The sequence below is a fragment of the Agromyces sp. Y575 genome, assembly GCF_059445445.1.
Map to the genome: position 1 here is coordinate 1,229,052 of NZ_JCAIUI010000001.1, position 19,844 is coordinate 1,248,895.

Annotated in this window: 20 protein-coding genes and 1 tRNA gene; 6 read left to right on the forward strand and 15 right to left on the reverse strand. The window is 67.3% G+C overall.

Going from position 1 to position 19,844, the window contains the following annotated elements; all coding sequences use genetic code 11:
- Positions 1 to 5 precede the first annotated feature (5 nt).
- From AC1C2U_RS05860 to AC1C2U_RS05870, 3 genes are all read right to left on the reverse strand, one after another.
- Complete coding sequence (locus AC1C2U_RS05860) at positions 6 to 983, reverse strand: ribose-phosphate diphosphokinase (RefSeq protein WP_495360760.1); 978 nt, start codon at positions 981 to 983, stop codon at positions 6 to 8.
- A 33-nt stretch (positions 984 to 1,016) separates the two neighbouring features.
- Positions 1,017 to 2,462 (reverse strand): bifunctional UDP-N-acetylglucosamine diphosphorylase/glucosamine-1-phosphate N-acetyltransferase GlmU, encoded by a 1,446-nt coding sequence (gene glmU, locus AC1C2U_RS05865; protein WP_495360761.1) that lies wholly within the window; start codon positions 2,460 to 2,462, stop codon positions 1,017 to 1,019.
- Positions 2,463 to 2,514: 52 nt separating this feature from the next.
- Positions 2,515 to 2,586 (reverse strand) — tRNA-Gln (locus tag AC1C2U_RS05870).
- Between the two features lie 248 nt (positions 2,587 to 2,834).
- Here AC1C2U_RS05870 and AC1C2U_RS05875 point away from each other — a divergent pair.
- The gene (locus tag AC1C2U_RS05875; protein ID WP_495360762.1) at positions 2,835 to 3,326 is read left to right on the forward strand and encodes a MarR family winged helix-turn-helix transcriptional regulator; all 492 of its coding nucleotides are present in this window, start codon (positions 2,835 to 2,837) and stop codon (positions 3,324 to 3,326) included.
- Here AC1C2U_RS05875 and AC1C2U_RS05880 read toward each other — a convergent pair.
- Positions 3,307 to 3,591 (reverse strand): hypothetical protein, encoded by a 285-nt coding sequence (locus AC1C2U_RS05880; RefSeq protein WP_495360763.1) that lies wholly within the window; start codon positions 3,589 to 3,591, stop codon positions 3,307 to 3,309. The genes AC1C2U_RS05875 and AC1C2U_RS05880 overlap by 20 nt on opposite strands.
- Before the next feature lie 673 nt (positions 3,592 to 4,264).
- On the opposite strand from AC1C2U_RS05880, the gene AC1C2U_RS05885 reads away from it, so the two are divergent.
- The gene (locus AC1C2U_RS05885; protein WP_495353312.1) at positions 4,265 to 4,738 is read left to right on the forward strand and encodes a hypothetical protein; all 474 of its coding nucleotides are present in this window, start codon (positions 4,265 to 4,267) and stop codon (positions 4,736 to 4,738) included.
- A gap of 77 nt (positions 4,739 to 4,815) precedes the next feature.
- Here AC1C2U_RS05885 and AC1C2U_RS05890 read toward each other — a convergent pair whose 3' ends face one another.
- Entirely contained in the window at positions 4,816 to 5,787 is a 972-nt protein-coding gene (locus AC1C2U_RS05890; protein WP_495353313.1) for an IS1595 family transposase, read from the reverse strand.
- A gap of 67 nt (positions 5,788 to 5,854) precedes the next feature.
- On the opposite strand from AC1C2U_RS05890, the gene AC1C2U_RS05895 reads away from it, so the two are divergent.
- A complete protein-coding gene (locus tag AC1C2U_RS05895; RefSeq protein WP_495360764.1) occupies positions 5,855 to 7,567 on the forward strand; it encodes an HNH endonuclease signature motif containing protein in 1,713 nt (570 codons plus the stop codon).
- Positions 7,568 to 8,082: 515 nt separating this feature from the next.
- Here the strand turns inward: AC1C2U_RS05895 and AC1C2U_RS05900 are convergent.
- The 6 genes from AC1C2U_RS05900 to AC1C2U_RS05925 all read right to left on the reverse strand — a co-directional run bounded on the left by AC1C2U_RS05900 (position 8,083) and on the right by AC1C2U_RS05925 (position 14,230).
- Positions 8,083 to 8,520: a hypothetical protein gene (locus AC1C2U_RS05900; protein ID WP_495360765.1), complete on the reverse strand. Its 438-nt coding sequence runs from the start codon at positions 8,518 to 8,520 to the stop codon at positions 8,083 to 8,085.
- Positions 8,521 to 8,716: 196 nt separating this feature from the next.
- Complete coding sequence (locus AC1C2U_RS05905) at positions 8,717 to 9,376, reverse strand: methionine ABC transporter permease (protein ID WP_495360766.1); 660 nt, start codon at positions 9,374 to 9,376, stop codon at positions 8,717 to 8,719.
- A complete protein-coding gene (locus tag AC1C2U_RS05910) occupies positions 9,376 to 10,404 on the reverse strand; it encodes a methionine ABC transporter ATP-binding protein (protein ID WP_495360767.1) in 1,029 nt (342 codons plus the stop codon). The genes AC1C2U_RS05905 and AC1C2U_RS05910 overlap by 1 nt, the downstream gene beginning before the upstream one ends.
- A 95-nt stretch (positions 10,405 to 10,499) precedes the next feature.
- Positions 10,500 to 11,411: a MetQ/NlpA family ABC transporter substrate-binding protein gene (locus AC1C2U_RS05915; protein WP_495360768.1), complete on the reverse strand. Its 912-nt coding sequence runs from the start codon at positions 11,409 to 11,411 to the stop codon at positions 10,500 to 10,502.
- A 183-nt stretch (positions 11,412 to 11,594) separates the two neighbouring features.
- Positions 11,595 to 13,538 carry an ABC-F family ATP-binding cassette domain-containing protein gene (locus AC1C2U_RS05920; RefSeq protein WP_495360769.1) on the reverse strand — a complete coding sequence of 648 codons (1,944 nt, stop codon included), beginning with the start codon at positions 13,536 to 13,538 and terminating at the stop codon, positions 11,595 to 11,597.
- 101 nt (positions 13,539 to 13,639) lie between these two features.
- On the reverse strand, positions 13,640 to 14,230 hold the full coding sequence (locus AC1C2U_RS05925; protein WP_495360770.1) for an ArsR/SmtB family transcription factor: 591 nt from the start codon (positions 14,228 to 14,230) through the stop codon (positions 13,640 to 13,642).
- Positions 14,231 to 14,295: 65 nt separating this feature from the next.
- Between AC1C2U_RS05925 and AC1C2U_RS05930 the strand changes: the two genes are divergently transcribed.
- The 3 genes from AC1C2U_RS05930 (at position 14,296) to AC1C2U_RS05940 (ending at position 16,804) form a co-directional block, all read left to right on the forward strand.
- A complete protein-coding gene (locus AC1C2U_RS05930) occupies positions 14,296 to 15,402 on the forward strand; it encodes an aldo/keto reductase (RefSeq protein WP_495360771.1) in 1,107 nt (368 codons plus the stop codon).
- A 106-nt stretch (positions 15,403 to 15,508) separates the two neighbouring features.
- Positions 15,509 to 15,838: a PadR family transcriptional regulator gene (locus AC1C2U_RS05935; RefSeq protein WP_495360772.1), complete on the forward strand. Its 330-nt coding sequence runs from the start codon at positions 15,509 to 15,511 to the stop codon at positions 15,836 to 15,838.
- Positions 15,839 to 15,853: 15 nt separating this feature from the next.
- Positions 15,854 to 16,804, forward strand: coding sequence for a permease prefix domain 1-containing protein (locus tag AC1C2U_RS05940; protein ID WP_495360773.1), 951 nt, complete (start codon positions 15,854 to 15,856; stop codon positions 16,802 to 16,804).
- A gap of 151 nt (positions 16,805 to 16,955) precedes the next feature.
- On the opposite strand, the gene AC1C2U_RS05945 is transcribed toward AC1C2U_RS05940, so the two are convergent.
- The 4 genes from AC1C2U_RS05945 to AC1C2U_RS05960 are packed head-to-tail and all read right to left on the reverse strand — an operon-like array spanning position 16,956 to position 19,842.
- Positions 16,956 to 17,882 carry a 4-(cytidine 5'-diphospho)-2-C-methyl-D-erythritol kinase gene (locus AC1C2U_RS05945; RefSeq protein WP_495360774.1) on the reverse strand — a complete coding sequence of 309 codons (927 nt, stop codon included), beginning with the start codon at positions 17,880 to 17,882 and terminating at the stop codon, positions 16,956 to 16,958.
- A 9-nt stretch (positions 17,883 to 17,891) separates the two neighbouring features.
- The gene (locus AC1C2U_RS05950; protein WP_495360775.1) at positions 17,892 to 18,029 is read right to left on the reverse strand and encodes a hypothetical protein; all 138 of its coding nucleotides are present in this window, start codon (positions 18,027 to 18,029) and stop codon (positions 17,892 to 17,894) included.
- A 20-nt stretch (positions 18,030 to 18,049) separates the two neighbouring features.
- A complete protein-coding gene (gene rsmA, locus AC1C2U_RS05955; protein ID WP_495360776.1) occupies positions 18,050 to 18,922 on the reverse strand; it encodes a 16S rRNA (adenine(1518)-N(6)/adenine(1519)-N(6))-dimethyltransferase RsmA in 873 nt (290 codons plus the stop codon).
- Positions 18,919 to 19,842: a TatD family hydrolase gene (locus AC1C2U_RS05960; protein ID WP_495360777.1), complete on the reverse strand. Its 924-nt coding sequence runs from the start codon at positions 19,840 to 19,842 to the stop codon at positions 18,919 to 18,921. Before AC1C2U_RS05960 ends, rsmA begins: the two co-directional genes overlap by 4 nt.
- Positions 19,843 to 19,844: the final 2 nt, after the last annotated feature.

Consider the following 19,844-nt stretch of genomic DNA (forward strand, 5'->3'; position numbering starts at 1 on the left):
CCGGCCTACGCCGCGCCGTCGAACATGCTCGTCACCGAGGTGTCTTCGAACACCGCGTGGATGGCCCGGGCGAGGAGGGGCGCGATCGGCAACACGGTCAAGCGGTCCCAGCGCTTCTCTTCGGGAATCGGCAGCGTGTCGGTGACCACCACACTGTCGATGAAGTCGGACTGCAGGATCTCAGTGGCGGGGTTCGAGAACACCGCGTGGGTCGCCGCGACGACGACACCGATCGCGCCGGCGGCCTTCAATGCCTCGGCGGCCTTCACGATCGTGCGCCCCGTGTCGATGAGATCGTCGACGAGCAGGCAGATGCGGCCGTCGACCTCGCCGACGATCTCGTGCACCGAGATCTGGTTGGGCACGAGGGGGTCGCGGCGCTTGTGGATGATGGCGAGCGGCGCGCCGAGCTTGTCGCTCCAGATGTCGGCGACGCGCACCCGGCCGATGTCGGGCGAGACGACCGTGAGCGTCGACGGGTCGAGCTTCTCCTTGAAATGCTCGAGCAGCACCGGCATCGCGAAGAGGTGGTCGACGGGGCCGTCGAAGAAGCCCTGGATCTGCGCGGCGTGGAGGTCGATCGACATGATTCGGTCTGCGCCGGCGGCCTTGAAGAGGTCGGCGACGAGACGGGCCGAGATCGGCTCGCGGCCGCGGCCCTTCTTGTCTTGCCTGGCATACGGATAGAACGGCGCGACGACGGTGATGCGCTTGGCCGACGCCCGCTTGAGCGCGTCGATCATGATGAGCTGCTCCATGAGCCACTCGTTGATCGGGGAGGTGTGCGACTGGATGACGAACGCGTCGGAACCGCGCACGCTCTCGTCGTAGCGTGCGTAGATCTCACCGTTCGCGAACGTGCGCGCGTCGGTCGGCACGAGGTCTGCGCCGAGCTCGTCGGCGATCTCGATCGCGAGCGAGGGGTGCGCACGACCCGACACCAACACGAGGCGTTTGGATCCGGTGGTCTCGATTCCCGACATTTCTGTCCTCTCCACCCGCGGTCTGCCGGTGCGTCAGTCGGCGGTGGGGCCGGATGCCTCTGCGGCCGCCTCGGCTGCCTCAGCAGCCGCGGTGCCGGCTCGATGCGTCTGGACCCATCCCTCGATGTTGCGTTGCGGGGCCACATTCACGGCGAGCGCGCCTGCCGGAACGTCTTTGCGGACGACGGTACCGGCGCCCGTGTAGGCCCCGTCAGCAATCCTAACGGGCGCGACGAACACCCCGTGCGACCCGGTTCGCACGTGCGAGCCGATCTCGGTGCGGTGCTTGTTCACTCCGTCGTAGTTCGCGGTGATCGAGCCGGCCCCGATGTTCGACTGCTCGCCGACCGTCGTGTCGCCGATGTACGAGAGGTGCGGCACCTTGCTGCCCTCGCCGATGTTCGCGTTCTTCGTCTCGACGAAGGCGCCGATCTTGCCGTCGGCACCGAGCACCGTGCCTGGACGAAGGTAGGAGAAGGGCCCGACGGATGCCCCGGGGCCGACGACGGCGAGGGTGGCGTCGGTGCGCTTCACCTCGGAATTCTCACCGATCTCGCAGTCGACGAGCGTCGTGTCGGGGCCGACGATCGCGCCGGTCGCGATCGCCGTCGCACCCTTCAGCTGCGTGCCGGGGCGGATCGTGACATCCGGTTCGATGCGCACCGCGAGGTCGATCCAGGTGGTCGCCGGGTCTTCGATCGTGACGCCGTTCAGCTGCCAGCCGCGCACGATGAGCGCGTTCAGGCGAGCAGCGGTCTCAGAGAGCTGGGCCCGGTCATTGATGCCGGCGACGAGCCACGGTTCGGAGACGGGCACTGCCTCGACCTCGGAGCCGGCTGCACGGAGCAGGCCGATCACGTCGGTGAGGTACTTCTCGCCCTGCACGTTGTCGGTCGTGAGGTTCGCGAGCTGGTCGCGGAGCGCGGCCGCGCCGAACGCGTAGATGCCCGCGTTGATCTCGGCGATGGCGCGCTCGTCGTCACTCGCGTCCTTCTGCTCGACGATGCGGTCGAAGAGGCCGGCGTCGTTGCGCACGACGCGACCGTACCCGCTCGGGTCGTCGTACACGGCGGAGAGCACGGATGCCGCCGCGGCATCCGCGCGATGCTGCTCGAGGAAGGCGGCCAGCGTGTCGGCGTTCAAGAGGGGCACATCGCCGTTCAGCACGAGCACCTCGCCGTCGAAGTCGGCGGGCAGCGCGGCGAGCGCCTGCTCGACGGCACGGCCGGTGCCGGGCACCTCGTCTTGGTCGACGATGATCGTGCCGGGCAGTTCGATCTCGACCGCTGCGGCGACGAGGTCCCGCTCGTGGCGGACGACCGCGATGATGTGCTCGGCGTCGAGCGCGCGAGCCGTGGCGAGCACGTGCGCGACGATCGGCGCACCGGCGAGCGGGTGCAGGAGCTTCGGCACCGCCGACTTCATGCGCGTGCCCTGGCCGGCGGCGAGAACGATGATGGCGAGGTTCTGGTCGGTCATTCGCGCCTATTCCTATCGGTGCAGTCTGTGGGGTGCATGGCGGCCGTTCCGGCTCCGCCACCAGGATTCGAACCTGGACCGGACAGCTCCAAAGGCTGCCGTGCTGCCGTTACACTATGGCGGATCACTCGGGCCGACGCCCGTGCGCGACATCCAGTCTGCCATGTTCCTCGGCCGCTCCGACGCGTTCCGATCGTTGCCATGTCGTGAGATGCGCTCCCTGAACGCCGTGACGATCACGTCTCGCAGAACGTGCTCACGTCACTCCGCCCGGGCGGAGAGGACGCGGTGAGATCGCTGCTCGAGACGGGCGAAGCACTCGCGCATGCGAAGTGAACGACTCCGCGACCCGAGCGGCGCGATAATGGCTGGATGACCGATGCTGACGAGGTCGACCGAATCGTGGACGACTGGGAACGCGAGCGCCCCGACCTCGATTTCTCGCCGCTGCAGGTGCTCTCGCGTGTCGCGCGACTCTCGAAGCACCTCGACCGCGCCAGACGGCAGGCGTTCACCCGGTCCGAACTCGAGTCGTCGGAGTTCGACGTGCTCTCGGCGCTCCGGAGGGCCGGATCGCCCTACCGACTCTCCCCCAAGGCGCTGCTGCTGCAGACGCTCGTCTCGAGCGGCACCATGACCAATCGCATCGACCGGCTCGTCGAGCGCGGACTCGTGACGCGCCAGACCGACCCGAACGACGGGCGCGGCATCCTCGTCGAGATGACGTCGGCCGGGCTCACTCGCGTCGATGCCGCGATCACGAGGCTCGTCGACGCCGAGGCCGAGCTGCTCGGCAGCCTGCCTGCGGCCGAACAGAAACGGCTGGCCCGGCTGCTGCGCAAACTCAGTCTCGGATTCGACTGAGCGCGACGGGCTCGCGCAGGCGGCTTGTACCGGCGCGGCTCGCGCCGGCTCGGCTCGGCTCGCACCGGCGCGGCTCGCGCCGGCTCGGCTCGGCTCGGCTCGGCTCGGCTCGGCTCGTGCCAGCGAGGCTCGCACCGGCGCGGCTCGCGTGCGAGTAGAGGTGGCGCGCAGAGGTGGCGCGCAGAGCGGATGTCGCGGGCATGATCGCGCCCGCGGCATCCGTTCGATGCTCGTGCCACGGGTCGGAGAAGTTCTCCACAACCATCGAACATACGTTCTGGGTATCTGCTTAGCTGAAGTGTGCCTTCGTTGACCCGGTCCCGGCATGTTCCGCCATGTCGGGGCCGCCCGACGCCTTCACGAGTTGCGATGCCCTGGATCCACGACGGCCCCTCTTCGTTAGCAAACTGAGACCGCGAATACAAGGTTGATCTTGATCAACATTCCGAGGATGGTGCAGGTACCAGACCAAGGAGGTTCGTTGAAAGTGTCGGCGACAAGGAACTCAAAGAAGATCGGTTTGCTGCTCGCAGCGACATCACCGACGACAGTGGACCAGTGGTTACTCCACTTTGGTCTTGGTGGGGATGCGACTGGCGAGGCGTCGCAGATTATCCGCACGTGACCAATGGCGACGCATCGGTTCATGGCTATTGGGTCAAGGATGGCGGCACCTGCCCAGCCACGGGCACTGTGACCGTCGAACTCCAGGCCCTTGGATGCAGTTCCCTCGGGTGCAGCTGGATCACTCAAGCAACTTCCACCGTCGAGGGCGTCACTTCCGGATCAGGCACAGGGCATTGGGCGACTCCCCACAAGGCATGTGCAAACTCGAACGTGGTCGGTTGGCGAGGTCGCGTCGATACCGCCCTAACGGATTTCTACGATCCCTTCGGTTGGGACGACGGTGTGCAGAAGGATCTGAACTGCTCCCCTGCATGAGTGAGGATGAGCAGATTCGTTTTGTGCCGAGCCGTGTGGACGAGATGGGGTCCGGAGCAGCCAAGCGCCTCCCCTTCGACATCGCAAAGCTGTCGGTGACTGGTCTGGTTATCATCTGCGAGCTCGACGAGCACCCGCGGGGAAAACCCAGACCGTCACTGAGTATGAAGATTACTCAGTACTTGCGATTGTCGGATGACTCGATGCTCCGACTTGACATGGACCGCGGAGTCTCCTCCTTCAAACACGGCAACGTGGAGGCCGTATCGTGGAAGCGCACGCCGGCGGATGTCGTCTCAGAAGTTCTGACGTTGGTAAAAGCCGATGACCCCCATCCCGGGTCGTTCCCCTGGGAGGAGTACGTGCAGGCCGCGAGGCTTCGCGGAGTCTCTACTCAGGCCGAGATCTTGCGCAATCTCCCGTGCACGGTCTTGCTATCAGACGAACTCGCAACGATTTTTGAGTTCTGACTGAAGAGTGGGGAATGAGGGACCGCATCACGCGCTACGGTCCTTCATTCCCGCACGCAGTCGTAAATCAGTCACTGTCAGTCATTCGCGCTGAGGTGTGGATTCGAGTCGGGGTCGAGGAGGTCGTCGAGCGGGTGCGGGTCGGTGTGTACGGCCTGTTGCAGGAGCCGGTAGAACAGCAGGCCGCGACTGGTCGCGTTGCGCCGGTTGAATCGGAACGTGAACTCGTCGAGGTAGTACGGCAGCTGATGCTCGGCGACGCCGTAGTGCAGGGTACCCGTCAGCCAGCGTTTCAGCAGTGACGCGGTCAGGTGCACGCCCGGCAGCACCGCGGATGGGTCGGGGGCGTTGTACCCGGTGGCGTACTCGTGCGCGTAGCCGAGATCGGACAGCCGGCGCATCATCCGGGCACCGTCGGTGTGGATCGTCGAGCCCTGTACGACGCTGTTCTGCGCGAAGGCGACCAGTCCGAGCGTGTTCGGCCGGTCCGCCACCCCGAGCCGAATCCGGCCGAGCTTGCGACCTGGCCCGGGCTTTTCAACGGCGACCATCACGACCGCCTTCGTGGAACTCGCGCCGGAGCGCCCGATGCTGACGCCGCCGACGAACGTCTCGTCCACCTCGACCACTCCCTGCAGCAGTTCGCGTTCCGGGCGCACCATCGCCCGGCGCAGTTTGTGCATCCACGCCCACGCCGTCTCGTACGACTTCAGCCCCAGGACCCGTTGCAGGCTCTGCGCGGACATCCCGTTCTTCTGCGACGTGATGAACCACGCCGCCGCGAACCACGTCGACAGCGGGGTACGAGTTCGATGGAAGATCGTGCCCGCAGTCACCGACGTCCGCCGCCCGCACGCCCGACACATCCACAAGCCCGCACCCGTCGCCCAGGATTCACGACCCATGCAGCCAGGGCAGATGAACCCGCCTGGCCACCGCAGCAACGCCAGATACTCCAGACACGCCGCGTCGTCGGGGAACCACTCGCGCAGTTCTTGAAACGTCCGCGGGTAGTCGACCCCGCCGACCGGATGAGCAGACTCAGCCACGGCCACGAGTCTACTTCAGTTAGACAGATACCCAGAACATACGTTCGAATTCTGGTAGAATCGAGTCATGCAGCCGCCACCCGTGATTACCAGATCAGACGGTAATTCTGGGCGTGATTCCGGGCGCAATGCGCGGCATGATTCCGGGCACGATTCCGAGCATGATTCCGGGCACGATTCCGAGCACGATGCGGGGCATGATTCCGAGCACGATTCCGGCCACTTCGATACTCAAGAGCGGTCGCCGTATGCGATCGCGCAAGACGGCCTCGCCGAACTCGTCGAAGCCTCCGTGCAGGCGCAGCGCATCGAAGCGATGAACGCGGCGATGCGGGTCGATCTGATCTTCTTGACGGTGTCATTTGCGCTTCGCGCCGAGCAGGCGTTCGTCGCCCCGACGCTGTCCCCCGAACGACGACGAGAGATGGCGCATCGCAGCGTCACCGCCGAGCTCGCGACAGCACTGCATGTGCCCGAGCGCACGATGCAACATCAGATCGATGACGCCTGGGCACTGTCGACTCAGCTTCCCGCAACGCTCGCGGCGCTGCGGTCCGGAGCGATCAGCCTGCAGCATGCGCGCGTGATCGTCGAGGCCGCCGCCGAGCTCGATGACGAACCCCGCGTCCGGGCCGACCTCGATGAAACACTCGCGGTCTACGCGGCCGACCACACGCCGCCGAGCGTTCGTCGCCGAGCACGTTCATTGCGCGAAGAACTGCAAGCGCAGACTCTCGCCGAACGCCATCGTGCCGCCCGGGCGAAGCGTCGCGTCGAGATCGAGCCGGCTCCCGACGGCATGGCCTGGCTGCACGCCTACCTGCCGGCGGCAGACGCCCTGCTCATCAGAGATCGCCTCGATCACGTCGCTCGTGAGGTCGCTTCCGCACGCCACCACCGTCACGCGGCTCGATCCGATCATGATGGCAACACCGGGCGCACCGATGATGTCACGGCGAATTTCTCCTCATCGACCCGCGACAACGCACGCGCCGACGCCGCACGCGATCTTCTGCTGTACGGCGGGCTCGGCGATGACTCGCCCTTCGCGGCTGCATGCGACCGGGTGCGACCGAGCGTGCACGTGACCGTGCCTGTGCTCACGCTCATCGGCTCCTCGTCCGACCCCGGCATTCTCGACGGCTACGGTCCGATCGACGCAGAGACGGCTCGCCGCCTCGCTGCTGATGCCCCGTCCTTCGTGCGCCTGCTGACCGATCCGATCACGGGCGCGGTGCTCGACGTCGATCGCACCAGCTACCGACCGCCGGCCGACCTTCAGCGGTGGCTCCAGGTGCGCGACGAGACCTGCCGATTCCCGGGCTGTCAGCGCGACGCCAGACGCAGCGATCTCGACCACAGCATCGACTGGGCCGATGACGGCCGCACCGCATTCGACAATCTGGCCCACCTCTGCCCGCTGCATCATCACCTCAAGCACGAGTCATCCTGGTCGATGCGGCATCTGGCCGGCGGAGTCCTCGAGTGGACCTCCCCCGCGGGTCGCCTGCACCTCACCCACCCGGCGCGCTCGATCGAGGTCGATGGCGGCAGCGACGAAGCGGGCGGCAACGTTCCCGGAGTCCGGCAGCACCATCATGGTGTCGCTCCGCCCGGTGTCGATGCCGGTGTCGATGTCGATGCCGATGCCGATGCCGATGCCGATGCCGACACGGTACGTGCTGGCGTTCAACTCACGCCTCTCGGCGTCGACTTCCAGACGAATGCCGGCTCTGCGCCGACCTCCCAAGTGGAATTCCCTGAAGCACCTCCGTTCTGATCGCGCTCAGCCCGCGTGATCGAAGCGCGGTGACCTCGCATCGCAGCCCGTTGTCGCGCATCGTGTCACGCATGGCAGTGTCACGCGTGACCATGTTGGGCAGTGTCACGCGTGACCGTGTCGGGCATGGTCGCGTCAGGCATCATCGCGTCAGGCATGGCATGGTCGCATCGTTCAGGTCGTGACGGGCAGGGCAATGTCAGTCAGAGCAGCGCCACGCGCGGTGGTGTCAGGCACGGTCGTGCCCCCTGCAGAACAATGTCAGGCAGAACAATGCCCCGCGAGGCAGCGTCAGGCACGGTCGTGCCCCCTGCAGAACAATGTCAGGCAGCACAATGCCACGCGCGGCAGCGTCAGGCGCGGTCGTGCCCCGGCAGAACAATGTCAGGCAGCACAATGCCACGCGCGGCAGCGTCAGGCACGGTCGTGCCCCGGCAGAACAGTGCCAGGCAGAATGCAAGGCGCGGTCGGGTCAGGTACAGCGCCGTCACATCGGTTCGTGACGAGCTTCCCTGTCACGCATAGTCGTCGGGAGCGAACCAGCGAGCGCCCCCATCGTGCAGGATCAGCTGAGCACGCACAGCTACACCCTCGGCGCGGCACGCCTCGCCGAGTTCACGCGCCCACACCCGATCCGCCGGGGTCGATTCGGCACCGCCGGGTCGCTCCCAGACGAACACGAGCTTCGCGGCACCGATCTCCTGCACGATCGTGGCGAGCCTGCTCGCCATCAGACCGGCGGCGGTGCCCGACTCGGGCGCTGGCTCATCGGGTGACTCCGGGTAGCCGGCCATCGGCATGATGAGCGGACTCTGCATGTCGTGCTCATCGAGGTAGAGGGTCCACCACTGGCGGCGGATCGCACGATCGAGCAGCATCGCGACACGCTCGAGCACGTCGTGGTCGGTGGGAATGGGCAGCCGGGTCGCCTCGTCGGCGTCGAGTCGGGTCATGCCTCGATCGTCATGGACAGGACTGCCTCACCGTGGGGAGCGCGCCTCGTTGTGGAAGCTTCGCGCCTTCTCGCCGCTGTCGAGGAGCAGTCGAGGAGCAGTCGAGGAGCAGTCGACCAGCACGTCGAGGAGCAGTCGACCAGCACGTCGACGGCCAGCACATCGACGACGAGCACATCGACGACCGGCACGTCGACTATCGGCGCATCACCTTGCGTGCCAGCCAGTTGCCGAAGAACTGCGCGACCTGCACGAAGATCACGATGAGCACGATCGCCGCCCAAGTGATGATCGGCTCGAACTGACGGTACCCGTAGACCTGCGCGAAGGTGCCGAGGCCGCCACCGCCGATGAAGCCTGCGACCGCAGTCATGTCGATGATCGCGACGAGCACGAAGGTGTAGCCGAGGATGAGCGGCCCGAGCGCTTCGGGCAGCACGACCGTGCGAAGTATGCGGAACGGGCCGGCACCCATCGCGCGAGCGGCCTCGATTACGCCGGGCGTGACGGTGAGCAGGTTCTGCTCGACGAGTCGGGCGATTGCGAAGGAGGCCGCGATCGAGAGTGCGAACACCAATGCATCGTTGCCGATGCCGGTGCCGATCACGTATCTCGCGAGCGGTTGCACCGCAGCGATGAAGATGATGAACGGGATCGGGCGAAAGAAGTTGATCACGACGTTCAGAACGTTGAAGACCACCCGATTCGAGAGCAGACTACCGGGCCGTGTCGTGTACAGCACCATGCCGAGCAGAAGCCCGGCGAGCCCACCGAAGAACAGTGTGAGCGCCACCATGTACAGCGTCTCGACGGCGGCGACCCAGAACTCGCCCTGCAGTTCGAAGAGCCGGTCCATCACGACACCTCCGTCACGTCGACGTTCGAGGAGATTTCGGCGAGCACCGCGTCGATCGCGGCATCCGTGCCCCTGATCGCCAGAGTGAGATGCCCGAAGGCACGACCCTGGATGTCGTTGATGCCGCCGTAGACGAGCTCGAACTCGACGCCCGCGGTAGCGAGCGCGACGAAGACCGCCGCCTGTGACGCGTCACCGTCGCGGAACGAGATCGTGACGATGCGACCCTCGTGCCGCTCGCGCAGCACGGCGAGTTCGGCAGGCGACGGAATGCCCTTCACGACCGTTGCGACGAACCGCTGCGACGATGGGTTCTGCGGGTTCGAGAAGACGTCGAACACGCCGCCGGCCTCGATCACGCGCCCGCCGTCCATGACGGCGACCTTCGTGGCGATCGACTGGATCACGTCCATCTCATGGGTGATGACGATGATGGTGACCCCGAATTCGCGATTGACGCGCTTGAGCAGTTCGAGCACCTCCCCCGTCGTCTCAGGGTCGAGGGCGCTCGTGGCCTCGTCGGCGAGCAGCAGGCGCGGCGAGGTGGCGAGCGCTCGCGCGATGCCGACGCGCTGCTTCTGGCCGCCCGAGAGCTGATCGGGGTAGTTCTTGGCCTTGTCGGTGAGGCCGACGAACTCGAGCAGCTCGGCGACCCGAGCGGCGATCTCCGGCTTCGACGCACCGGCGACCGTGAGCGGATAGGCGATGTTCGCCCAGACCGTCTTCGAGTTGAAGAGGTTGAACTGCTGGAAGATCATGCCGATGCCGAGACGGATGCCCCGGAGCTCGCGTTCGGGCATCGTCGTGATCTCGCGGCCGTCGACCTCGATCGAGCCCGAGGTCGCGGGCTCGAGCGCGTTCACGAGCCGCACGAGCGTGGACTTGCCGGCTCCCGAGTAACCGATGATGCCGTAGACGTCGCCGGGTTCGACTTCGAGGCTCACGTCGTCGATCGCGACGACGGGTGAGCCTCCCTTCTCGGATGCCGGGTACGTCTTGGTGACGTTTCGCAAGGCGACCAGCGCCATGGTGAACTCCTCTTTCAACGCCGAACCGGGCGGCGGTCACCGAGCGTGTCGGTGACCGCCGCCCGAACGGCGTGCGATCGATCGCGCGTGCGCGATCAGCCCTTGGCGGCCTTGGTGTCGGCCTCGACCTTGGCGAGGGACTCCTCGAGGTCGGCGACGGGGGTCTGCACGGCGACGCCGGTGCTGCCCGACGCCTCGATGAGGCCGGCCTGCACCTCGGGGTCGGTCTGGAAGATCTCGACGAGCTTCAGGTAGGTCGCGTTGTCCTTGTCATCGGCGCGGGTGGCGAAGATGTTGACGTAGGGCAGCGCGTTCAGGTCGGTGGGGTCGTCCTGCGCAATCGCGTCTTCGAAGGTGAGGCCCGCGTCTTCGACGAAGTCGTTGTTGATGACGGCGGCGGCGAGGTCGGGCAACGAGGTCGGCGTGAGCGAGGCCTCGAGCGCGGTGACCTCGACCTTCGACTTCGCCTCGTCGACATCGGCGAGGTCGGAGAAGATCGTGCCGCCGCTCGAGAGCTCGATGAGGCCGGCCGACTGCAGCACGAGGAGTGCCCGCGCCTGGTTCGAGGCATCGTTCGGCACGGCGACGGTCTCGCCCTCGGGAATGGCCTTCACCGAGTCGTACTTCGTCGAGTAGAGCCCGAGCGGGTAGATCGCGGACGACCCGATGGGCGCGAGGTCTTCACCGCTCGACACGTTGTAGTCGGCGAGGTAGACGATGTGCTGGAACTGGTTGAGGTCGAGCTCGCCCTCGGTGGTCGCCGGGTTCGGCTGCGCGTAGTCCGAGAAGTCGACGATCTCGATCTCGATGCCCTCGTCGGCAGCAGCCTCTTCGAATGCAGCCCACTGCGGGTCGGCCTTGCCGACGACGCCGATCTTGATGACCTCGTTCGAGGCTTCCCCGCCTTCGCCGGCCGCCGGCGTGGCGCATGCGGCGAGGCCGAAGATGAGCGGCGCTGCGGCGAGTGCGGCGATGAGCCTTGTGCGACGTGACGAGTGCTGTGACATGGTGGTTCCCTTTCGCTTCCGGCGCACGCAATCGGGTGCTGATGGCGTGGAGCAGGCATGGCTCCGCCACGGTTGGTAACGGTGGGGGCTTCGATGCCGCGATCGCGGGTGCATCTCTACGCTAAGCGAAGATTCTTTGCCTGTTCCCCAACGAGGTCACAGGGAGTCACAGCTTCTGCGACGTCAAGCTTCCAGCGACTCGGAAACTTCGAGCCAGCGGGTCTCGAGGTCGGCGACGGATGCCTCGAGCGCACGCACCGCGTCGCCGAGCGCTGCCAGCCCGACGTAGTCGCCCTGGTCGTGGCGCGCCAGATTCTCGTGTTGCTGGGCGATCTGGATCGCCAGCTTCTCGAGCTTGCGATCGATCGACGCGAGCTCCTTCTCTGCGTTCCGGCGATCGGCGCCGGCGAGCGGCGCAGGGCCGTTGCCCGACCCGCTCCCTGAGCCCGTCTTGCCCACTGAACCCGCCTTGCTCCCTGAGCCCGCCTTGCTCCCTGAGCCCGTCGAAGGGGCCTTCGCACCGCCCTCGCTCGCTTCCACAGGCTCAGCGAGCGACGCCTTGCGCAATTCGAGGTATTGCTCGACGCCGCGCGGCAGATCGCGCAGATGGCCGTCGAGGATCGCGAACTGACGGTCGGTGACGCGCTCGATGAGGTATCGGTCGTGCGAGACGACGAGCAGGGTACCCGGCCACGAGTCGAGCAGGTCCTCGATCGCGGCGAGCATGTCGGTGTCGAGATCGTTGGTCGGCTCGTCGAGGATCAGCACGTTGGGCTCCTGCAGCAGGATCAGCAGCAGCTGCAGGCGCCGCTTCTGGCCGCCCGACAGATTCTTGACCGGGGTCGACAGCTGCGCCGTCGTGAAGCCGAGCCGCTCGAGGAGCTGGCCGGGGGTCATCTCCTTGTCACCCACCTGGTAGCTGGTGCGCTGCTCGGCGACGACCGCGGAGACCCGCATGTCGGCCCACTCGGTGAGTTCGTTCAACTCTTGACTGAGCGTGGCGATGCGCACCGTCTTGCCGCGCTTCACACGGCCCGTCGTCGGTTGCACCGCTCCCGTCACGAGCCCGAGCAGGGTCGATTTGCCTGCACCGTTCACGCCGAGGATGCCGGTGCGCTCGCCCGGAGCGATGCGCCACTCGATGTCGCGCAGCACGGTGCGTGTAGCAGGCGCGCCGCTCGCGACATCCGCGCCGTCCTGAGACTGTCGAAGGGTCATCGGCTCGCCGTCCCGAGCGGGATAGGCCACGGACACATCGAGGATGTCGACGACGTCTTTGCCGAGACGTGAGACGGCGAGCCGGTCGAGCTCGACCTTGTTGCGCACGGGGGGTTCGTTCTCGATGAGCTCGTTCGCCGCGTCGATGCGGAACTTCGGCTTCGAGGTGCGTGCGGGCGCGCCGCGGCGCAGCCACGCGAGCTCTTTGCGCATGAGGTTCTGGCGTTTGGTCTCGGATGCCGCGGCGGAGCGATCACGTTCGACGCGCTGCAACACGTATGCGGCGTAGCCGCCCTCGAAGGGCTCGACGATGCCGTCGTGCACCTCCCACGTGCCGGTGCACACCTCGTCGAGGAACCACCGGTCGTGGGTGACGACGACGAGCGCACCGGAATCGGTCGCCCAACGGCGCTTCAAGTGTCCGGCGAGCCAGGCAATGCCCTCGACATCGAGGTGGTTCGTCGGCTCGTCGAGGAAGACGACGTCCCAGTCGCCGACAAGAAGCGACGCGAGGCCGACGCGCCGCCGCTGCCCGCCCGAGAGGTTCGCGATCTGTCCGTGCCAGGGCACATCGCCGAGGAGGCCCGCGATGACGTCGCGCACCTTCGCGTCGCCCGCCCACACGTGCTCTTCGATGCCGCCGACCACGAACTCGGCGACCGTCTTGCCAGGGTCGACCACGTCGGCCTGATCGAGCGTGCCGATGCGGATGCCGCGACGACGCGTGACCCGGCCGCCATCGGGGTCGAGGCGGCCGTCGAGAAGCTTCAGGAGCGTGGACTTGCCGTCGCCGTTGCGGCCGACGACGCCGATGCGATCGCCCTCGTCGATGCCCAGGGTCACCTCGTCGAAGACCACTCGCGTCGGGAATTCGAGGTGCAGGCGCTCAGCGCCGAGGAGATGTGCCATGTCCTGACGAGCCTAGCTGTGATGTCCGGGGAGGTTGTTGAGCCTGCACATTCCTGCCGAGACTGGGCGTTCCTGCTGCGCCCGCGCGTTCCCTGCCGCGGTCAGGGTCGTGACGGGAACACGTGCGCGAAGCCGTGCACCGCCCGGCGGTCCGTGCCGTCGTCGGGAATGTCGCGCCGGCGCCACGACAGGAAGAGCTCGTCGAGCTGTCGGCCGAGCTGCGCGAGCTCTTCCGCGTTCAGGTGGAGCCAGTAGTGCCCGGAGACCGCGACGTCGTCCCATGGCGACTCAGCGGACTCGACGAATTCACGTGCCCGTTCGAACTGCCGCTCGAGCATGACGGCATCTGCAGATGACGCTGCGAACTCTGCGGCCGGGCGGTCGCGGAACTGGCCTGCGGACCAGCGCATACCGCGACTCACGAGCTTCCAATGACGCTCACGGAGGTCTGACGGATCCTGCGGTGCGCGGGCGACGAGTCCTGCGTCGGTGAGCACCTTCAGATGGTGCGACACGCTGCCGGTCGCCACGCCGAGCGCACTGGCGAGTGCGCCGGTGGTCGAGTCTCCGTCGACGGCCAATGCGTCGACGAGGCGCGAGCGCAAGGGATGCGCGAGCGCCGCGAGCGCCCGCACATCGTCGATGGTCCGTACATCCCCTGGTTCCTCGTGATCTGACTCCTCGTGCTGCATGCTCCGAGTCTACAGATTCCGCAAATGTATTTGCGCAACTCGCCTTGCGGAGATATCTTCCTCACATGAGCAGCTCTGAGATGACCGGCTCCGGCATGACCGAAGCCGGCATGACATACACCACGCTCGGTCGAACCGGCATGACGGTGTCCCGCTTCGCGCTCGGCACCATGATGTTCGGATCTGCCGGCAATGCCGATCACGACGAGTGCGCGCGGATCATCCATGCCGCGCTCGATCGGGGCATCAACTTCGTCGACACCGCCGACATGTACTCGGGCGGGGAGTCCGAGATCATCGTCGGCGAAGCACTTCGCGGTCGCCGCGATGACGTGATTCTCGCGACGAAGGGGCACTTCGCGCTCGACGAAGGTCGCAACCGCAGCGGCAACTCCCGGCGCCATCTGCTCCGTGCCGTGGAGGCCAGCCTGACCCGCCTCGGCACGGACTACCTCGACCTCTACCAAGTGCACCGACCCGACTTCGACACCGACATCGAGGAGACGCTCGGGGTGCTCACCGATCTCGTGCATGCGGGGAAGATCCGCGCTTTCGGCTGCTCGACGTTCGCCGCCCACGAGATCGTCGAGTCGCACCGGGTCGCCGGAGCACGCGGCCTCATGCGGTTCCGCACCGAGCAGCCGCCCTACAACATCCTGGCGCGCGGCATCGAGCGCGACGTGCTGCCCGTCGCGGAGCGCTGGGGAATGGGGGTGCTGACCTGGAGCCCGCTCGCGTTCGGTTTCCTCACCGGGCGATATCGGCGCGGCATGAGCACCCCGGCCCCCGAGGGGCGGGCAGCTCTCCGCCCTGCCTGGTTCGATCCCGACGAGCCCATCACGGCACGCAAGCTCGACGTCGTCGAACAACTGCTCCCGATCGCAGAAGAGCTCGGCACGTCGCTGCCTGCACTGGCTGTCGCGTTCCCGCTCGCCCACCGCGCGGTCACCTCGGTCATCCTGGGGCCGCGCACCATGCCGCAGCTCGAATCATTGCTCGAATCGGTCCATGTCGAGCTCGACGACGACGTGCTCGACCGCATCGACGAGGTCGTGCCGCCGGGTACCGACGTGTATACGCCCAACGCGGCCTTCGCCCTCCCCTGGCTCACCGACCCGAGCCGGCGGCGGCGCGGCAAGGGGCGGGTTGCCGGCGGGCCCCCGAACGACTAGGACGCGTCCCCCATCTCGGTGGCGGCTGGCTACGCCGAGAGAGACCCGCCTTCGGCATTACTGGGTTCAGTTGCAATAGTGTGCGTCGCACAGTATTATTGTCGGCATGAGCGAGCCAGAGGGATTCGAGACGCACCGCCACGAGCTGCGGCGCGGCACCGTGGTGCTCGCATGTCTGCGGATCCTGCGAACGCCCGGATACGGCTACGGGCTGCTCGAAGACCTCGCTGTGCGCGGCTTCGAGACCGATGCGAGCACGCTGTATCCCCTGCTGCGCCGGCTCGAGAAGCAGGGCTGCCTGACAAGCGAGTGGGACACCGACGAGGCCCGGCCCCGCAAGTTCTACCGCACCTCCGATGTCGGGGATCGCCTCGCCGAGACCCTGACCTCCGACTGGCGTGCGCTGACCCAGGCGATCGACGCGCTGGCCGACTGAAGAGAGAGAACCGAGATGACCCCCGAACCGATCACCAGGGACGAGTACACCGAACGCTACGTCGAAGCAGCGACGAGAACGCTGCCGGTCGATCAGCGCGACGACTACGCCGACGAGCTGCGCACGTCGATCCGCGACCAGCTCGACGATCGCATCGAGCGAGGCGAGGAGCCGGCCGCCGCCGAGAAGGCGGTGCTGAACGGGCTCGGCGACCCCGCCGTTCTCGCTGCCGGCTACGCCGACCGACCCCTTCACCTCCTCGGCCCTCGGTGGTACCCGACGTGGCGGCGGATCCTGCGGATCATCCTCTGGAGCGCACTGCCGGCCGTCGCGCTCGGGGTGGCGATCGGCTTCGCCGTCGAGGGCAGACCCTTCTGGGGGATCGTCGGGCCGATGGTCGGCATCACGCTCACCGCGGGAGCATGGATCTTCACCATCACCACGATTACCTACGTCAGGCTGGACCGAGCCGATGCGCCGGTGGGACCGTGGACGGTCGACTCTCTCCCTGCCCATGACCCGAACGAGGGGAAGCCGTCCGGCCGCGCTGAGCGGGTTGTGGGCATCGTCTTGGTGGTCCTGGCGATGGCCGGGCTCGTCGTCATCAGCATCCCGTGGGACGTCCCCGACGTCGGGCGGATGTCGGTGCTGAACCAGGCGCTGTGGCCGTGGAGCCTGATCCTCGGCATCGTGCTGATCGCCGCCGGGGGTCTCGTGACGGCGCGGGCCCGGGCGCTCGGGCGGTGGACGATCGGCACAGCCGTCCTGAACGCCGTGATCGCGACCGTGTGGGCGGTGCTCATCATCGGCCTGACGGTGACCGGACGGCTCTTCGACCCGTCGTTCGTGGAGTTCATCGACATCGATCTCGACGCGCAGCGCGTGATCGCCGTGTGCCTGGTGGCCGGCACGATCGCACTTGGCTGGAGCGCCGTGAACGGGTTCCGACGGGCTCGCCGCCCCTGACTGGTCGCGGCCGCGATCCTCATCCGGCCCTGCACATCAGAGAGTCACGCCAGGCTCCGCACATCAGAGAGAGTCACGCCAGGCTCTGCACACCAGAGAGACACACGCCAGGCTCTGCACATCAGGCTCTGCACACCAGAGATGTCACGCCTTAGATGATGCGCGCCCCGTGCACCGGCCCATGCACGTGCACCGCGTTGAGCCGGGCGGCGGAGAGTGCGACTTGCAACTCGAGGGCGGCGTCCGTGTCTTCGACGAGGAACGCGACCGTCGGCCCCGACCCGGAGACGAGTCCGGCGAGAGCGCCGTGCGCCTCGCCGAGTTCGAGGATGCCCCCGAGCCCCGGGGCGAGGCTCAGCGCGGCCGCCTGCAGGTCGTTGTGCAACGACTCGGCCAGGCGCGCGGCGTCGCCGGCGCGAAGTGCCTGGAGCACCGCAGTGTCGACGACGGGCGCCGTGCCGTCGGGCACGAGGGTGAGGCGGGAATCCCGTTGGTGATCGAGCTCGCGGTAGACCGCCGGCGTCGACAGCCCGAACTCGGCGACGGCGAGCACCCAGTGGAATGACCCGGTGGCAAGCGCGGGGCTCAGGCGATCACCCCGCCCCGTACCGATGGCGGTGCCGCCGGTGAGGGCGAACGGCACGTCGGCGCCGAGCTTGGCCGCGAGGGCGTGCAGTTCCTCTTTGGCAAGGGCGGTGCCCCACAGAGCGTCGCACGCGACGAGGGTGGCTGCGGCATCCGCCGACCCGCCGCCCATGCCGCCGGCGATCGGCACGTGCTTGTCGATCTCGAGGTGCACACCGCCCGGCACGCCGGCGGTGCGAGCGAGGAGCTTCGCGGCCTTGATCGCCAGGTTCGAGCGGCCGGTGGGCAGACCCGAGGCGTCGACGCTGCCGCCGAAGGTCACGCTGAACTCATCGTCGGGCCAGGCGCGCACATCTTCGTACAGCGAGACAGCCTGGTAGGCGGTGGCGACGTCGTGATAGCCGTCGGCCTGCACCGCGCCGACGCGCATGAAGACGTTGATCTTGCCGGGCGCCCGAACGTGCACTGCCTCGTCGGTCGCCGCGATCGTCATGAGTCCACGCTAACCGACCGACTCGATGGTCACGGAGTCGAGGCAACCCCGAAGCGTCGCCTCGGCCTCGACGCCGAGCGCATCGTCGCCGACGCCGTCGGCCGATGCCCCCACCGAGTGCTGCTTCGGTACACCCTGCTTCCCCACGGCACCACGCTAGCGCGTGATCAGGTTGCGCGGGCGATGCGGAGGAAGTCGGCGACCGTGAGTTGTTCGCCGCGCTCCTGCGGGTCGACGCCGGCCGCCTCGAGCACCGCCGAGGCCTGCGCTGCGGTCCCGCCGAGCACCGAGGAGAGGGACTGCCGCAGCATCTTGCGCCGCTGCTGGAACGCAGCGTCGACGAGCCGGAACGTGGCAACACGCTCGGCCTCGGTGCCGGGGACATCCGCTCGCTCGAAGCCGACGAGTACCGAGTCGACGTTCGGCACCGGCCAGAACACCATGCGCGAGACCTGGCCGGCCGTGCGCCAGCGTCCGTACCAGGAGGCCTTGACGCTCGGTGCACCATAGACCTTCGAGCCGGGCTCGGCCGCGAGCCGGTACCCGACTTCGGCCTGCACCATCACGATGCCCGACTGCAGCGAGTCGAAGTGCTCGAGCAGGTGCAGCAGCACAGGCACCGAGATGTTGTACGGCAGGTTGGCGACGAGTCGCACGGGCTCGCCGGGCAGTTCGGTGACGCGCATCGCGTCTTCGGTCACGACTGTGAGCGACGTGCCCGGCTGCATGATGTCGGCGGTGTGCGGCAATTGAGCGGCGAGGCGCTTGTCGATCTCGACTGCAATGACGGATGCCCCGACCTCGAGCAGCCCGAGCGTCAGGGAGCCCAGCCCGGGGCCGATCTCGAGCACGGTCTCGCCGGAGCGCACGCCGGCCGTCTGCACGATGCGACGCACGGTGTTGGCGTCATGCACGAAGTTCTGCCCGAGCTTCTTCGTCGGGGTGACGTCGAGCATCTCGGCGAGGTCGCGGATCTCGGCCGGTCCGAGCAAGCGCGGCGACACCGCGACACCCTCACCCTCATGCCGATGCGCGTTCATACTGCAGCCCCCACCACGGGCTCATCATGCCACGAGCCGTACACGCGCACGGTGTTCGACGCGAGCTGCGCGCAGAACTCGTCGAGCTCGGCGCCGAGCACCTCGGCCATGAATCGCACCGTGTGGGGCACGAGATACGGCGCGTTCGGGCGCCCGCGCAGCGGCACGGGAGTGAGGTACGGGGCATCCGTCTCGACCAGTATGCGGTCGCGCGGGGCGACCCTGAGCGCCTCGCGCAGGTTCTCGGCGTTCTTGAATGTGACGTTTCCGGCGAAGGAGAGATACCAGCCTTCGCCCGCCGCGAGTCGGGCGAGCGATTCGCCGCCCGAGAAGCAGTGGAACACCGTGCGCTCGGGCGCGCCGACCCGCCGCAGCGTCGCCACGACCTCGTCATGCGCGTCGCGATCGTGGATCTGCAGTGCAAGCCCGTGCCGCTTCGCGATGTCGAGGTGCGCCTCGAACGAGCGGAATTGCGCACCACGACCCTCCTCACCGGTGCGGAAGAAATCGAGGCCCGTCTCACCGATCGCGCGCACTCGCGGTCTGGCTGCCAGCTCGTCGATCACGGCGAGAGCATCGTCGAGCGTGCCAGCCCCTTCGAGCTCCGGCGCCTCGTTCGGGTGCAGTGCGACCGCGGCGAGCAGTCGCGGCTCACGTGCGGCGACCTCGGCCGACCAGCGGCTCGTCGCAACATCCGTGCCGACCTGCACTGCGCCTGCGATGCCGACGGATGCCGCCCGCTCGAGGTGCTCGTGCACGTCGATCGGAAGAGCGCCGTCGGCGATCTCCAAGTGCGTGTGATTGTCGTAGACCGCGACCGGGAGCGGTTCGGGCAGCGGCGGGTATTCGGCGGCCCGATCGCTCCCTGAGCCTGCCGAAGGGCGGCGAACCCTGAGGTGCGCGGCACCTTCGCTCCCCATCG

Coding starts and splice junctions, on each gene's coding strand:
- AC1C2U_RS05860 (WP_495360760.1), bottom strand. CDS start 983: ATGTCGGGAATCGAGACCACCGGATCCAAACGCCTCGTGTTGGTGTCG.
- glmU (WP_495360761.1), bottom strand. CDS start 2,462: ATGACCGACCAGAACCTCGCCATCATCGTTCTCGCCGCCGGCCAGGGC.
- AC1C2U_RS05875 (WP_495360762.1), top strand. CDS start 2,835: ATGACCGATGCTGACGAGGTCGACCGAATCGTGGACGACTGGGAACGC.
- AC1C2U_RS05880 (WP_495360763.1), bottom strand. CDS start 3,591: ATGGTTGTGGAGAACTTCTCCGACCCGTGGCACGAGCATCGAACGGAT.
- AC1C2U_RS05885 (WP_495353312.1), top strand. CDS start 4,265: ATGAGTGAGGATGAGCAGATTCGTTTTGTGCCGAGCCGTGTGGACGAG.
- AC1C2U_RS05895 (WP_495360764.1), top strand. CDS start 5,855: ATGCAGCCGCCACCCGTGATTACCAGATCAGACGGTAATTCTGGGCGT.
- AC1C2U_RS05900 (WP_495360765.1), bottom strand. CDS start 8,520: ATGACCCGACTCGACGCCGACGAGGCGACCCGGCTGCCCATTCCCACC.
- AC1C2U_RS05905 (WP_495360766.1), bottom strand. CDS start 9,376: ATGGACCGGCTCTTCGAACTGCAGGGCGAGTTCTGGGTCGCCGCCGTC.
- AC1C2U_RS05910 (WP_495360767.1), bottom strand. CDS start 10,404: ATGGCGCTGGTCGCCTTGCGAAACGTCACCAAGACGTACCCGGCATCC.
- AC1C2U_RS05915 (WP_495360768.1), bottom strand. CDS start 11,411: ATGTCACAGCACTCGTCACGTCGCACAAGGCTCATCGCCGCACTCGCC.
- AC1C2U_RS05920 (WP_495360769.1), bottom strand. CDS start 13,538: ATGGCACATCTCCTCGGCGCTGAGCGCCTGCACCTCGAATTCCCGACG.
- AC1C2U_RS05925 (WP_495360770.1), bottom strand. CDS start 14,230: ATGCAGCACGAGGAGTCAGATCACGAGGAACCAGGGGATGTACGGACC.
- AC1C2U_RS05930 (WP_495360771.1), top strand. CDS start 14,296: ATGAGCAGCTCTGAGATGACCGGCTCCGGCATGACCGAAGCCGGCATG.
- AC1C2U_RS05935 (WP_495360772.1), top strand. CDS start 15,509: ATGAGCGAGCCAGAGGGATTCGAGACGCACCGCCACGAGCTGCGGCGC.
- AC1C2U_RS05940 (WP_495360773.1), top strand. CDS start 15,854: ATGACCCCCGAACCGATCACCAGGGACGAGTACACCGAACGCTACGTC.
- AC1C2U_RS05945 (WP_495360774.1), bottom strand. CDS start 17,882: ATGACGATCGCGGCGACCGACGAGGCAGTGCACGTTCGGGCGCCCGGC.
- rsmA (WP_495360776.1), bottom strand. CDS start 18,922: ATGAACGCGCATCGGCATGAGGGTGAGGGTGTCGCGGTGTCGCCGCGC.
- AC1C2U_RS05960 (WP_495360777.1), bottom strand. CDS start 19,842: ATGGGGAGCGAAGGTGCCGCGCACCTCAGGGTTCGCCGCCCTTCGGCA.